The organism is Pectobacterium parvum, assembly GCF_020971565.1.
GTDB lineage: Bacteria > Pseudomonadota > Gammaproteobacteria > Enterobacterales > Enterobacteriaceae > Pectobacterium > Pectobacterium polare.
Genome location: NZ_CP087392.1, coordinates 3,648,645 through 3,661,591 on the forward strand (window position 1 = coordinate 3,648,645; position 12,947 = coordinate 3,661,591).

Here is a 12,947-nt window from a genome sequence, read left to right on the forward strand (position 1 = left end):
AAAGAGCAGTGCCACTTCATCGGTGGCGCGGGCTGCATATACTATGCTTTTCCGCTGTGAAGTCAAATCATTACTGATTGCCTTCGTTGAATCTTTTTGCTGTCACCACAACCGCATGTCGCTGTTGCCGTGTCAGTGGATGCGCATTATAGGGACTTCTCGCACGCTGACAAGCGCTAAATGCAAATTATTTCCCAACCGTTCAAAAACAAAACAAGAAACAGTATTTAGCACACTTAACATACAAAAAATGGATATAACCTGAGCTTAATATGTAAAAACGGGGCATCCATAAACGAATGCCCCGTTGCCCGCTTACCATTTCACTCACATTATTCTTGTCGTGCGACTATCTGTTCGCCTTCAACATCTAATGTGATCGGTTTACCAGGTATCAATTTTCCCCCAAGCATCTGCTGAGCGAGTGGGTTTTCTATCAATTGCTGTATCGCTCTTTTAAGCGGACGCGCGCCATAGACAGGATCAAACCCAACTTCCCCGAGCATATCTAAAGCTGCATCCGCGATCGTGACACTATATCCGCGCTCTTCAAGACGCTTGTACAGTCTCTGGAGCTGAATTTGTGCTATCGACGTAATATGCGCCCTTCCCAGTGGGTGGAATACCACGACTTCATCGATACGGTTAATAAACTCAGGACGGAAGCTGTGGCTAACGACATCAAGCACCATATCCCTCATTTCGGTATAGCTGCGCTCACCAAAACGTTCCTGAATAAGATCAGATCCCAAATTGGATGTCATGATAACCACAGTATTACGGAAGTCGACCGTTCTGCCCTGGCCATCAGTAAGGCGGCCATCATCTAATACCTGAAGTAGGATATTGAATACATCAGGGTGTGCCTTTTCGATCTCATCCAGCAGAATGACCGAATAAGGACGACGACGCACCGCTTCCGTTAAATAGCCCCCTTCTTCGTAACCGACATACCCCGGAGGCGCACCGACCAAACGTGAAACCGAGTGTTTCTCCATAAACTCAGACATATCAATACGCACCATGGCGTCGTCACTGTCGAAGAGGAAAGTCGCCAGCGTTTTGCAGAGTTCCGTTTTCCCAACGCCTGTTGGCCCAAGGAACAGGAACGAGCCAATAGGACGATTCGGGTCAGATAGCCCAGCCCGACTACGACGGATAGAATTCGCTACCGCTTCAACGGCTTCGTTCTGCCCAATCACACGCTGATGCAGTTCATCTTCCATGCGTAATAATTTTTCTTTCTCGCTTTCCAACATGCGAGAAACAGGAATCCCAGTCCAACGCGCCAGCACATCAGCAATTTCAACATCCGTTACCCGATTACGCAGCAAATGCATCGTTTTTCCTTCCTGCTGCGTTGCTGCTGCCAGTTGTTTCTCCAGCTCAGGGATTTTGCCGTATTGCAGCTCAGACATTATTCCCAGATCGCCCTGACGGCGAGCCTGTTCCAGCGCGATTTTTGCCTGCTCTAAAGACGCTTTAATATTCTGCGTTCCCGTGAGTGATGCTTTTTCTGCTTTCCACTCTTCTTCTTGTTGGGAATATTCACGCTCTTTTTGGTCAAGTTCCGCACTCAGCAATTCAAGCCGCTTTTGGCTGGCTTCATCAGATTCTTTTTTCAGCGCCTGTTGTTCCAGCTTTAACTGGATGATTCGGCGTTCCAGCCGATCAAGCGGCTCTGGTTTCGAATCAATCTGAATACGAATACTGGATGCCGCCTCATCAATCAGGTCAATCGCTTTATCCGGCAACTGACGATCCGCGATATAACGATGAGATAACATGGCTGCCGCAACAATTGCCGGGTCAGTAATTTGTACATGATGGTGCAATTCATAGCGCTCTTTCAGCCCGCGCAGAATCGCAATCGTGTCTTCAACGGTCGGTTCAGCGACAAACACTTTCTGGAAACGACGCTCAAGGGCCGCGTCTTTTTCAATATATTGCCGATACTCATTGAGCGTTGTCGCCCCGACACAGTGCAACTCCCCACGAGCCAGTGCGGGTTTTAGCATATTGCCGGCATCCATCGCGCCATCGGCTTTACCTGCCCCCACCATCGTATGGAGTTCATCAATAAACAGAATGACGTTGCCTTCCTGTTTAGACAGATCGTTGAGCACGCCTTTCAAACGTTCTTCAAACTCACCACGATATTTCGCACCCGCCACCAGCGCGCCCATATCCAGTGACAGTACTCGCTTGTTTTTCAGGCCTTCAGGCACTTCACCATTAACGATACGCTGGGCCAACCCTTCCACTATCGCGGTTTTACCCACGCCGGGTTCACCAATTAATACCGGGTTATTTTTGGTACGACGCTGTAGGACCTGAATAGTACGGCGAATTTCTTCATCACGTCCGATCACCGGATCGAGCTTGCCTTGCTCCGCTCGCTCCGTGAGGTCAATAGTGAATTTTTTTAATGCCTGGCGCTGATCTTCAGCCCCTTGATCGTTCACTTGCTCCCCTCCTCTCACTTGAGAGATAGCATTTGTTACACCTTGCTGCGTAACACCCGCCTTTTTCAAAATATCCCCCAGCGTGCCACGAGACTCCAGCGCAGCAAGCGCGAAAAGCTCCGAAGAGATAAAGGTATCGCCACGCTTTTGCGCCAGCTTGTCGCACATATTCAATACGCGGACTAACTCGTTCGAGGGTTGAACATCACCATCAGTGCCTTCAACCTGAGGCAAACGCGCGATTGCCTGGTCGATTTCGGTTTTCAGGTGATTAAGATTGGCTCCGGCAACAGTCAGAAGTGGACCAACAGTTCCACCATCCTGATGAAGCAAGGCACTCATCAAGTGAAGTGGTTCAATAAACTGGTGATCGCGCCCAAGGGCAAGAGACTGGGCATCAGCAAGAGCAAGTTGGAATTTGTTGGTAAGACGATCCAGACGCATAACACCTCCCATACACTGGTCAAAATTGCTACTGGAGATTAAATGAGGTCATCCCTCAAAAATTTCAAGGTTATTTTGCCAGTCGTGACAGGATTTAAATGTTACTTGTCTTGGATCGTCTTAATTCAATAGGTTATATCAGCCAGATTAAACTTGCCATACGGCCAGTCACGCCATCACGCCGATAAGAGAAAAATTTGTGAGGCTCGCTCACAGTACAGGCATTTCCACCAAAAATTTGCGTTACCCCTGCGGCACGTAAACGCAGACGTGCCAGTTGGTAGATATCGGCAAAAAATTTGTTTCCTTCAGGCCGAAATGCAGAGGCCGCCGCCGCATCATGCTGAATAAATGCGTCCCTAACCTCAGGGCCGACCTCAAAGGCATCAGGCCCGATAGCGGGTCCCAACCACGCCATAATTTGCGCGGGTTGCGCACGGAAACAGGCTAACGTTTCTTCCAATACCCCCGCGTGCAATCCCCGCCAACCAGCATGCGCGGCAGCGACTTCGTCACCGTTGATTGCACAAAAAAGCACGGGCAAACAGTCAGCCGTCATCACCGCACAGACTTTTCCTTTCTTATCTGTATAAGCGGCATCACCGCAAACAGACGTTGGGGACACCTCACCAATACGAATCACATCGGTGCCATGAACCTGTTCTAGCCAATCCGGCATAGCAGGAAGGCCAGCCAGCTCCACCAGCGTTTGCCGATTTACGGTGACGTGCGCGGGCTCATCGCCCACATGATTCCCCACATTTAGCGAATCATAAGGTGCGCGACTACACCCGCCAATACGCGTCGTACTACAAGATTTCACACTTTCTGGCAAAGGCCAGTCGGGGTATATCAGCATAGTCCGTCACCTCTATAAATCGGCACTTATCGTATTGAATACATTACCAGTCGAGCTGATCCTTAAACGCTTCGGTATCAGCTTTCAGTGCTTCAATCAGATCGACCATATCCTGTGGCAATTCCGCATGCCATTCCATGTGAATGCCAGTGATAGGATGGTAGAAACGCAACATGGTGGCATGCAGCGCTTGACGATCGAACCCACGCAGCATCTCAATAAAATCCTCCGAAGCGCCTTTTGGCGGGCGAGGACGACCACCGTATAGCTGATCGCCAACCAGAGGATGATTAATATGTGCCATATGCACACGAATCTGATGGGTGCGCCCCGTCTCCAGACGCAACCGCAAACGGGTATGCGCTCGGAAATGTTCCATAATGCGATAATGTGTCACGGCAGGCTTACCCATTGGGTGCACGGCCATATGAGTACGCTTGGTTGAGTGACGAGCAATAGGCTGCTCGACCATGCCACCCGCAGTCATCGAACCAATCGCAACGGCTTCATATTCACGAGTAATTTCACGCGCCTGTAGCGCCTCAACTAAACGCGTCTGTGCGGGTACGGTTTTCGCGACCACCATTAGCCCTGTCGTATCTTTATCAAGTCGGTGCACAATCCCGGCACGGGGCACATCGGCAATCTCAGGGTAATGATGTAACAAGGCATTCAATACCGTGCCATCTGGGTTACCCGCTCCGGGGTGAACCACCAGATCTCTGGGTTTATTGATGACCAGGATATCCTGATCTTCGTACACGATATCCAGTTTGATATCCTGTGCTTCCCAGCGTGCTTCTTCTTCAATCAATGCATCAATGGCTACCGATTCGCCGCCAAGTACTTTCTCTTTTGGCTTATTGATGACATTGCCGTTAATCTGTACTCGATTCTCAAGAATCCACTCTTTTATGCGGGATCGTGAATAATCAGGGAACAATTCGGCCAAAGCCTGATCTAAACGTTGTCCGAGTTGAGATTCGGCCACCGTTGCGGTGAGTTGTACTTGTTGTGCCATATTATGCAGCTTCTTCGTTAACGTTGGGTTTTGACGGCGACGCCGTTTAAAATAATGTACTATTGTAGCTGGTCTAAATCGGGAGCTTAACGGACAGCCTCCCGGAATAACATTCTGAGGATAATCAAAACGTCATGACGCGTATGAAATATCTGGTGGCTGCCGCCACGTTGAGCCTGGCGCTGGCTGGTTGCTCCAGCAATTCCAAAGATGCGGTTCCTGATAGTCCGCCATCTGAAATCTATGCCAATGCTCAACAAAAACTGCAGGACGGCAACTTTAAAGCAGCCATCACGCAGTTGGAAGCACTGGATAACCGGTATCCCTTTGGCCCCTACTCGCAGCAAGTACAGTTGGATTTGATCTACGCTTACTACAAATCCGCCGAGCTGCCATTGGCCCAAGCTTCTATTGACCGCTTCCTGCGACTCAACCCGACCCATCCAAACGTGGATTATGTCCTGTACATGCGCGGCCTGACCGACATGGCGCTGGATGATAGTGCGTTACAAGGCTTCTTCGGCGTTGATCGTTCCGATCGCGATCCGCAGTATGCCCGCACCGCATTTCGGGATTTCAGCAAGCTCATTCAGGGATATCCGAACAGCCAATACGCCACCGACGCAAACAAGCGTTTGGTTTACCTCAAAGAGCGTCTGGCCAAGTATGAACTTTCTGTCGCGCAATACTACACGAAACGCGGCGCTTATGTGGCAGTAGTTAATCGCGTTGAGCAAATGCTGCGTGATTACCCAGATACCCAGGCAACAAAAAATGCCCTGCCGTTGATGGAAAATGCCTACCGCGAACTGCAACTGGCCACTCAGGCGGACAAAGTCGCAAAAGTCATCGCGGCGAACCCAGCATAAACGACAAGTAACACACAGTAATAAGACGGCAGCTTCGGTTGCCGTTTTTTATGGTTCGATCGGTTGGCCATGCATAGATGAGCAGAAAAAACAGGTTGGCGGTAGTCAATAATAGCGCGGTAGCGTCAATACATCCTATCAATAATGGCACAGGCCAGATGCCTCCTCAAGTACTTCCCTCCTATTCCCAATGATGCTTCACAAATCGCATTTTCTTGACAAAAAGTGACGAAAAAAAGCGATCAACATCACGCTTTTTGTCACAACTCACTGTATGCTGAAATTATCCAAGACGGACATAGGCAGAGAGGTAAGTTTATATGACTATTAATATTACCAGTAAGCAAATGGATATCACCCCCGCAATTCGTCAACATGTCGAAGACCGTCTTTCTAAGCTGGATAAGTGGCAAACCCAGTTGATTAACCCGCATATTATTTTGTCAAAAGAACCACAGGGTTTTGTAGCAGATGCCACTATCAGTACGCCAAACGGCCCGCTGGTTGCCAGCGCCAAACATGACGATATGTATGCCGCCATCAACGAACTAATTGCCAAGTTGGAGCGCCAGTTGGACAAACTCCAACATAAAGGTGAAGCCAGACGTGCGGTAGCGGGTGTCAAAGAAGCGAATCTCCAGCCGACGCAAGAAGAGTAACTCATCCTCTTTACCTCAATATAACGCGCCCGAGGGCGCGTTTTTGCATTTCAGGCGTCGTAATCCACGTCCTAAAAGATCCAACGCAATACCTCGTTTAAAATTGCGCTCGGCGATTTTGTATTGACAGGATGAAAAGCCAACAGTTACCTTACCTACTCAGAATCTGGATATCCTCCTGACTAACCGAGTAAACATGATAAATAAACTGTTCTTCTTCGTATTCTTTTTCACCTTCCCCTGATTTGGGAGGCGATTCGTCGTAAGAGCAAGAATACGAAGACGAACAAAAAAGCCTCCTGACCAGGAGGCTTTTTTTATATAAGAACATAAGACAGGTAACAGCATCATGACAGACAACCCATTACTGGCACTGCGAGAACGCATCAGCGCATTGGATCTGCAATTAATTGAATTGTTGGCACAAAGACGAGAACTCGCGCTGGACGTTGCCCGCAGCAAATTGCATTCGCATCGCCCAATTCGTGACAAAGAGCGTGAGCGTGATTTACTGGACAAACTGACCGCCGCTGGGAAAAAGCATCATCTTGATGGTCACTACATTACCCGCTTATTTCAGCTCATCATTGAAGATTCGGTACTGACGCAGCAGGCACTCTTGCAGCATCACCTCAACCAAACAGCGTCACACTCTGCACGTATTGCGTTTCTCGGCCCGAAAGGATCTTATTCCCATCTCGCCGCTCGCCAATATGCCGCGCGGCACTTCGAGCAGTTTGTTGAGTGTGGTTGCCTGAAATTTCAGGACATCTTCAACATGGTGGAAACTGGGCAAGCGGACTATGCCGTTCTGCCGATTGAAAACACCAGCTCTGGCTCGATCAATGACGTCTACGACCTGCTACAACACACGGCTTTATCCATCGTCGGCGAATTAACCAATCCAATCAATCACTGTGTTTTAGTTGCCACCGATACGTCATTGGAACAGATCGAAACGGTTTACAGCCATCCACAACCGTTCCAGCAGTGCAGCCATTTCATTAACCGTTTTCCACACTGGAAGATTGAATATTGTGAGAGCACGGCCGCGGCGATGGAAAAAGTGGCCGCACTCAACTCACCAAAGGCAGCAGCACTCGGCAGCGAAGCCGGTGGTCAGCTTTATCAGCTACAGATGCTGGAACACGATCTGGCAAATCAGTCACAAAACATTACTCGCTTTATTGTATTAGCACGTAAGCCAATTGACGTGACGGAACAAGTGCCGGCAAAAACCACGCTAATTATGGCAACCGGCCAACAGTCAGGTGCGCTGGTAGAAGCGCTGTTGGTATTGCGTGATAACGGCATTGTAATGACCAAGCTGGAATCCAGACCGATCAACGGTAATCCGTGGGAAGAGATGTTCTATTTGGACGTACAAGCCAACCTGCGCAGCGATGCCATGCAGAAAGCGCTAAAAGGATTAGCCCCCATCACCCGCTCATTAAAAGTGTTGGGCTGCTATCCGAGTGAAAACGCCGTACCCGTCGAGGTTAACGAATAATTGAAAAAGCCATCCTGGTATCCCCGGGATGGCTTCTTAAACACAACCAAGATAGCGAACGTACTTATTGACGAATATCGTTTGCCTGACGCAAAAGCACCCGGCTCTCCGCCTGAAAGCGTTTGGCATAGTCGCCAAACCAGTGTTCGACTTTCTTGAAGCGGTTAATAAATTCGGCTTTATCCGTCTGCTCCAGTAACTCAATCGCTTCGCCAAAACGTTGGTAGTAACGCTTAATCAACGCCAGATTATCCGCTGAAGACATAATAATGTCGGCATAAAGCTGCGGATCCTGCGCAAACAGCCGACCAACCATGATCAATTCCAGACGATAGATTGGCGATGACAGCGCTAATAACTGTTCAAGCTGCACATTCTCTTCCGCTAAATGCAGACCATAGGCGAATGTCGCAAAGTGACGCAGCGCCTGAATGAACATCATGTTCTGATCGTGTTCAACTGCACTGATACGATGCAGGCGCGCGCCCCACACCTGAATCTGTTCCAGTAACCACTGGTAGGCTTCCGGCTGCCGACCGTCACAATAGACGACAACCTGCTTGGCAAGACTACCGCTGTCTGGCCCAAACATAGGGTGTAACCCAAGTACCGGGCCACTATGCACCGCCAGCATCGCCTGAAGCGGGCCATTTTTTACCGATGCCAAATCAACCAAAATACAGTCATCAGGTAAAGCAGGCAGACGGGCAATAACCTGTTCAGTCACGTGAATCGGCACGCTAACAATCACCATACCGGCATCAGACAGCAGTTCATCAGCACGCGGCCAATCATCTTGCTCTAGGATCCTCACCTGATAGCCCGACAGCGTCAGCATTTTCTCAAACAGGTTGCCCATTTGACCGCGGCCACCGATGATAACAACTGGGCGCAACTGCGGGCACAGCGTTTTAAAGCCTTTGTCGTTTTCACTGGTATAAGATTCGCGCATGGTGCGCCGCAGGATATCCTCAATGAGATCCGGCGGAACCCCCCTCGACTCTGCTTCTTTACGACGTGAGCTGAGCATGGCCGCTTCACGATCGGGCGCATAAATGGGCAAACCATAGCGGCTTTTAACTTCACCCACTTCTGCCACCAAACGCAACCGACGTGATAACAGCGCGACAAGCTCCTTATCTACCTCATCTATCTGATCACGCAATACGGTCAGTTCAGCTACCATCTTTTGTTACTCTCCTGAATGTTTCACACGTGCAGCGCTCAGATCTTGATGAACGGAACGCAGCAACGTCTCTGTACTTTCCCAACTGATACAGGCATCCGTGACCGATACACCGTAGCGCATATCTGAACGCGGCTGTTCTGAAGACTGGCTCCCCTCGTTAAGGTGGCTTTCCAGCATCAAACCTATAATGGAACGATTTCCCGCCTTGATTTGTTCAATCGCAGATTCAACAACAAGTGGCTGACGGCGGTAGTCTTTATTCGAATTACCGTGGCTACAATCTATCATCAGCGCAGGTCTCAGTCCCGCTTCCTGCATCTGTTTTTCACATTCGGCGACATCTTGCGCACTGTAGTTTGGTTTTTTACCGCCGCGTAGAATCACATGACCATCAATGTTCCCTTGCGTTTGCAGCAGACAAACTTGCCCAGTTTGGTTGATACCAACAAAACGGTGCGGCATCGCGGCGGCTCTCATCGCGTTGATCGCTGTTCCCAGACTGCCGTCCGTGCCGTTTTTGAACCCGACAGGCATCGACAGGCCGGAAGCCATCTCACGGTGCGTTTGTGATTCTGTCGTACGTGCACCGATAGCCGACCAGCTGAACAAATCACCCAAGTATTGCGGGCTGTTTGGATCAAGCGCTTCGGTCGCCAGTGGCAGACTCATATTGACCAGTTCCAGCAGCAACCCACGCGCGATATGCAGCCCTGCTTCCACATCAAATGAACCATCCATGAACGGATCGTTGATGAGCCCTTTCCAGCCCACGGTGGTACGCGGTTTTTCAAAATAAACACGCATGACAATGTAGAGGCGATCGTTTAATTCAGCAGCAAGCGACTGCAGGCGACGCGCGTATTCCAACGCAGCATCCGTGTCATGAATAGAGCAAGGCCCGCAGACGATCAGCAACCGATCGTCACGACCATGAATGATATCCGCAATGGTTGCTCTCGCTTGCGCAATATCGCGCTGCTCTGCGTCGTTAAGCGGAAACTTGGCTTTCAATTCATCGGGTGTAATTAAAACCTGCTCTGCACTGATATTAATATTGTTAAGTGAATCTTTTTGCATGATCCCATTCCTGAAGAGTTCGGTATGTTCGCGATCGCCTGTAAAGACGACTGTCTGTACAACCTGCCTACGCGTGATGTTTACACCATAACACGAACCGTAAAGATTTCAATCCACTTAGTGTAAATAAAAAATTACCACCCTAAGTATTGCCAGAAAAACGATATCTGCCAGCCCTATCACTTCCCGATACAACCATGCTAATCCCTGGCGTGAATAATGGTAGAATCACGCCAACAAGGGGGAAGGATGCTGAAAGCCATAATCATCGACGACGAACAGCTGGCACGCGAAGAGCTCAGCCTGCTGCTGGAAAATGAGTCTGATATCACCATCATTGCACAATGCAGCAATGCGCTGGAGGCGATACCGGCTATCCATCGGCTGCAACCGGATGTGATTTTTCTGGATATACAGATGCCAAAGGTTAGCGGATTAGAGCTGGTCGCCATGTTGGATCCAGAAAATATGCCTTATGTCGTCTTCGTGACAGCCTATGATGAGTACGCGGTGAGGGCATTTGAAGAGCATGCTTTTGACTATTTACTTAAACCACTGGACGCACAGCGGCTAAGCAAAACGCTAAATCGTTTACGTCGCGGCGTCAGTGTAAATAAAAACGTACAGATAATTTCAGAGCCCTTGCTTCGCCATATTCCCTGTAACGGACACAACCGTATTTTTTTGCTCAAGATTGAGGAAGTCGAGTATCTTTGTTCAGAACTCAGCGGCGTACACGTCGTGGGGGTCAGCCAGTCTGGCTATACCCAACTTTCATTGAAAACGCTAGAAGAGAAAACGCCTTTCGTCCGTTGCCATCGCCAATACATGGTTAATACGGAACAGCTGAAAGAAATCCAGTTAATGGAGAACGGCGCAGCAGAAGTATTGACGCATACGGGAAAACACATCCCCGTCAGTCGCCGCTACCTCAAATTACTGAAAGAAAAATTGGGCATCGCCTGATGCGATGCTTCTTCAGGGCAATGGCCGAAACATTGAAGGTTTGATGATGAAATACAGTTATGTCTTGGCTGTAATTCTTTTAATGACAGCATGCCAAAGCAACGTCCCGTCGCTATCGGCTAAAAGTGAGTCAGGCTTCTGGTACGAAACAGGTTATCAGGATGCAATCTCTGGCATGGTCGTAAAGGACGATAGCACTTTGCAGGAATGGTTTGGTAATCCCCAAGTTGACCGTGAAACCTACCTGCGTGGCTATCAGGCCGGACAGTCGGCTTTTTGCGGTACAGATAACATGGAAGAATGGGGAAAAGCAGGGAAAAACTTTCCCGCTAGCTGCGACGGCGTAGAGAATGCGGAGATATTGCGAGCTCGCTGGCAACAGAGTCTGAGACTGTAATTAAAATTGTGTAATTGCCTGTTTTTGATATGTTCACTCCAGCAAAGGAGACAGGCAATTATGGACGAAAAGAAACTCAAAGCCCTCGCGGCTGAACTGGCTAAAGGTCTTAAAACCGAAGCCGACCTCAATCAGTTTTCCCGTATGCTGACGAAATTAACCGTCGAAACGGCGCTCAATGCGGAGCTGACTGACCACCTCGGGCATGAGAAAAACGCCCCCAAAACAGGTTCAAACACCCGTAATGGCTACTCGTCAAAAACGGTGTTGTGCGATGACGGCGAGATAGAACTGAACACGCCGCGTGACCGTGAAAATACCTTCGAACCGCAGCTGATTAAGAAGAACCAGACGCGCATTACGCAGATGGACAGCCAGATTTTATCCCTCTACGCCAAAGGAATGGCCACCCGCGAAATCGTCGCTACCTTCAAAGAAATGTACGACGCTGATGTGTCGCCCACGCTGATATCTAAGGTCACCGACGCGGTAAAAGAGCAGGTTACTGAGTGGCAAAACCGGCAACTGGATGCGCTGTATCCCATTGTTTATATGGACTGCATTGTCGTAAAAGTCCGTCAGAATGGCAGTGTGATAAACAAAGCTGTTTTCCTGGCCTTAGGTATTAATCTCGAAGGCCAGAAAGAATTACTGGGTATGTGGCTGGCCGAAAATGAAGGCGCAAAGTTTTGGCTGAACGTGCTGACGGAGCTGAAAAATAGGGGTCTTCAGGACATCCTGATTGCCTGTGTGGACGGGCTGAAGGGCTTCCCGGATGCGATAAACAGCGTCTACCCCCAGACCCATATCCAGCTGTTCATCATCCATATGGTGCGTAACAGCCTGAAATACGTATCCTGGAAGGACTACAAAGCGGTCACCAGCGGGCTGAAGGCGGTTTATCAGGCCCCGACCGAAGAGGCGGCACTGATGGCGCTGGATGCGTTCGCGAAAGTCTGGGACGATAAATACCCGCAAATCAGCAAAAGCTGGCGTGCGCACTGGGAAAACCTGAATACGTTCTTCAACTATCCACCGGATATCCGCAAGGCCATCTACACCACAAACGCTATCGAATCGCTGAACAGCGTAATCCGTCAGGCGATAAAGAAACGTAAAGTGTTCCCGACAGATGACTCGGTACGGAAAGTGATTTATCTGGCGATCAGGGATGCGTCGAAAAAATGGAGTATGCCGATCCAGAACTGGCGACTGGCGATGAGTCGTTTTATTATCGAGTTCGGTGACCGCCTGAGCGATCACCTTTAACGACTGGGCAGTTACACAGAATTACTGACTGGCTCCAGAGTCTGCCTTAACACTTTCTCAAAGATAAAACGATGAGCCATACTCACCAGTAATTTAGCTGGCAAAACGCTATGGTTCATCGCATCTGGTAACAATTCTACTCACTTTTGTACTCACACAGAAATACATCAGACATACCTGCCCTCTATCATCGCTCACATAAAATAATCACATTCAGTTATT

At 49.3% G+C, this 12,947-nt stretch carries 11 protein-coding genes and 1 other annotated feature; of the genes, 6 read left to right on the plus strand and 5 right to left on the minus strand.

Annotation, left to right across the window (positions count from 1 at the left end):
- Positions 1–332: 332 nt before the first annotated feature.
- The 3 genes from clpB to rluD all read right to left on the minus strand — a co-directional run bounded on the left by clpB (position 333) and on the right by rluD (position 4,789).
- Positions 333–2,909, minus strand: a complete 2,577-nt coding sequence (gene clpB, locus LOZ86_RS16335; RefSeq protein ID WP_039514225.1) for an ATP-dependent chaperone ClpB — start codon at positions 2,907–2,909, stop codon at positions 333–335.
- Between the two features lie 133 nt (positions 2,910–3,042).
- Positions 3,043–3,768 (minus strand): purine nucleoside phosphorylase YfiH, encoded by a 726-nt coding sequence (yfiH, locus tag LOZ86_RS16340; RefSeq protein ID WP_039488070.1) that lies wholly within the window; start codon positions 3,766–3,768, stop codon positions 3,043–3,045.
- A 43-nt stretch (positions 3,769–3,811) separates the two neighbouring features.
- Positions 3,812–4,789, minus strand: coding sequence for a 23S rRNA pseudouridine(1911/1915/1917) synthase RluD (gene rluD / locus LOZ86_RS16345; RefSeq protein ID WP_039488071.1), 978 nt, complete (start codon positions 4,787–4,789; stop codon positions 3,812–3,814).
- A 134-nt stretch (positions 4,790–4,923) separates the two neighbouring features.
- On the opposite strand from rluD, the gene bamD reads away from it, so the two are divergent.
- The 3 genes from bamD (at position 4,924) to pheA (ending at position 7,827) form a co-directional block, all read left to right on the plus strand.
- Positions 4,924–5,658, plus strand: coding sequence for an outer membrane protein assembly factor BamD (gene bamD / locus LOZ86_RS16350; RefSeq protein WP_039488072.1), 735 nt, complete (start codon positions 4,924–4,926; stop codon positions 5,656–5,658).
- A 320-nt stretch (positions 5,659–5,978) separates the two neighbouring features.
- Positions 5,979–6,317 (plus strand): ribosome-associated translation inhibitor RaiA, encoded by a 339-nt coding sequence (gene raiA / locus LOZ86_RS16355; RefSeq protein WP_039488073.1) that lies wholly within the window; start codon positions 5,979–5,981, stop codon positions 6,315–6,317.
- A 195-nt stretch (positions 6,318–6,512) separates the two neighbouring features.
- Positions 6,513–6,638 (plus strand) — a sequence feature (Phe leader region).
- Positions 6,639–6,666: 28 nt separating this feature from the next.
- Positions 6,667–7,827, plus strand: coding sequence for a bifunctional chorismate mutase/prephenate dehydratase (pheA, locus tag LOZ86_RS16360; protein ID WP_039488074.1), 1,161 nt, complete (start codon positions 6,667–6,669; stop codon positions 7,825–7,827).
- 64 nt (positions 7,828–7,891) lie between these two features.
- Here pheA and tyrA read toward each other — a convergent pair whose 3' ends face one another.
- Together tyrA and LOZ86_RS16370 are read right to left on the minus strand one after the other, a co-directional pair.
- A complete protein-coding gene (gene tyrA, locus LOZ86_RS16365) occupies positions 7,892–9,013 on the minus strand; it encodes a bifunctional chorismate mutase/prephenate dehydrogenase (RefSeq protein ID WP_230242326.1) in 1,122 nt (373 codons plus the stop codon).
- 6 nt (positions 9,014–9,019) lie between these two features.
- Positions 9,020–10,093, minus strand: a complete 1,074-nt coding sequence (locus LOZ86_RS16370; protein ID WP_039488076.1) for a 3-deoxy-7-phosphoheptulonate synthase — start codon at positions 10,091–10,093, stop codon at positions 9,020–9,022.
- Between the two features lie 249 nt (positions 10,094–10,342).
- Between LOZ86_RS16370 and btsR the strand changes: the two genes are divergently transcribed.
- The 3 genes from btsR to LOZ86_RS16385 all read left to right on the plus strand — a co-directional run bounded on the left by btsR (position 10,343) and on the right by LOZ86_RS16385 (position 12,725).
- Positions 10,343–11,059 carry a two-component system response regulator BtsR gene (gene btsR / locus LOZ86_RS16375; RefSeq protein ID WP_010306189.1) on the plus strand — a complete coding sequence of 239 codons (717 nt, stop codon included), beginning with the start codon at positions 10,343–10,345 and terminating at the stop codon, positions 11,057–11,059.
- Between the two features lie 82 nt (positions 11,060–11,141).
- Positions 11,142–11,456 (plus strand): DUF2799 domain-containing protein, encoded by a 315-nt coding sequence (locus tag LOZ86_RS16380; protein WP_373425766.1) that lies wholly within the window; start codon positions 11,142–11,144, stop codon positions 11,454–11,456.
- Positions 11,457–11,516: 60 nt separating this feature from the next.
- A complete protein-coding gene (locus LOZ86_RS16385) occupies positions 11,517–12,725 on the plus strand; it encodes an IS256 family transposase (protein ID WP_230242335.1) in 1,209 nt (402 codons plus the stop codon).
- Positions 12,726–12,947: the final 222 nt, after the last annotated feature.

Bases quoted from the DNA above. Each gene is read 5' to 3' on its own strand.
- LOZ86_RS16385 (WP_230242335.1), top strand. From the start codon at position 11,517: ATGGACGAAAAGAAACTCAAAGCCCTCGCGGCTGAACTGGCTAAAGGT.
- raiA (WP_039488073.1), top strand. From the start codon at position 5,979: ATGACTATTAATATTACCAGTAAGCAAATGGATATCACCCCCGCAATT.
- bamD (WP_039488072.1), top strand. From the start codon at position 4,924: ATGACGCGTATGAAATATCTGGTGGCTGCCGCCACGTTGAGCCTGGCG.
- yfiH (WP_039488070.1), bottom strand. From the start codon at position 3,768: ATGCTGATATACCCCGACTGGCCTTTGCCAGAAAGTGTGAAATCTTGT.
- pheA (WP_039488074.1), top strand. From the start codon at position 6,667: ATGACAGACAACCCATTACTGGCACTGCGAGAACGCATCAGCGCATTG.
- clpB (WP_039514225.1), bottom strand. From the start codon at position 2,909: ATGCGTCTGGATCGTCTTACCAACAAATTCCAACTTGCTCTTGCTGAT.
- LOZ86_RS16370 (WP_039488076.1), bottom strand. From the start codon at position 10,093: ATGCAAAAAGATTCACTTAACAATATTAATATCAGTGCAGAGCAGGTT.
- tyrA (WP_230242326.1), bottom strand. From the start codon at position 9,013: ATGGTAGCTGAACTGACCGTATTGCGTGATCAGATAGATGAGGTAGAT.
- rluD (WP_039488071.1), bottom strand. From the start codon at position 4,789: ATGGCACAACAAGTACAACTCACCGCAACGGTGGCCGAATCTCAACTC.
- btsR (WP_010306189.1), top strand. From the start codon at position 10,343: ATGCTGAAAGCCATAATCATCGACGACGAACAGCTGGCACGCGAAGAG.
- LOZ86_RS16380 (WP_373425766.1), top strand. From the start codon at position 11,142: ATGACAGCATGCCAAAGCAACGTCCCGTCGCTATCGGCTAAAAGTGAG.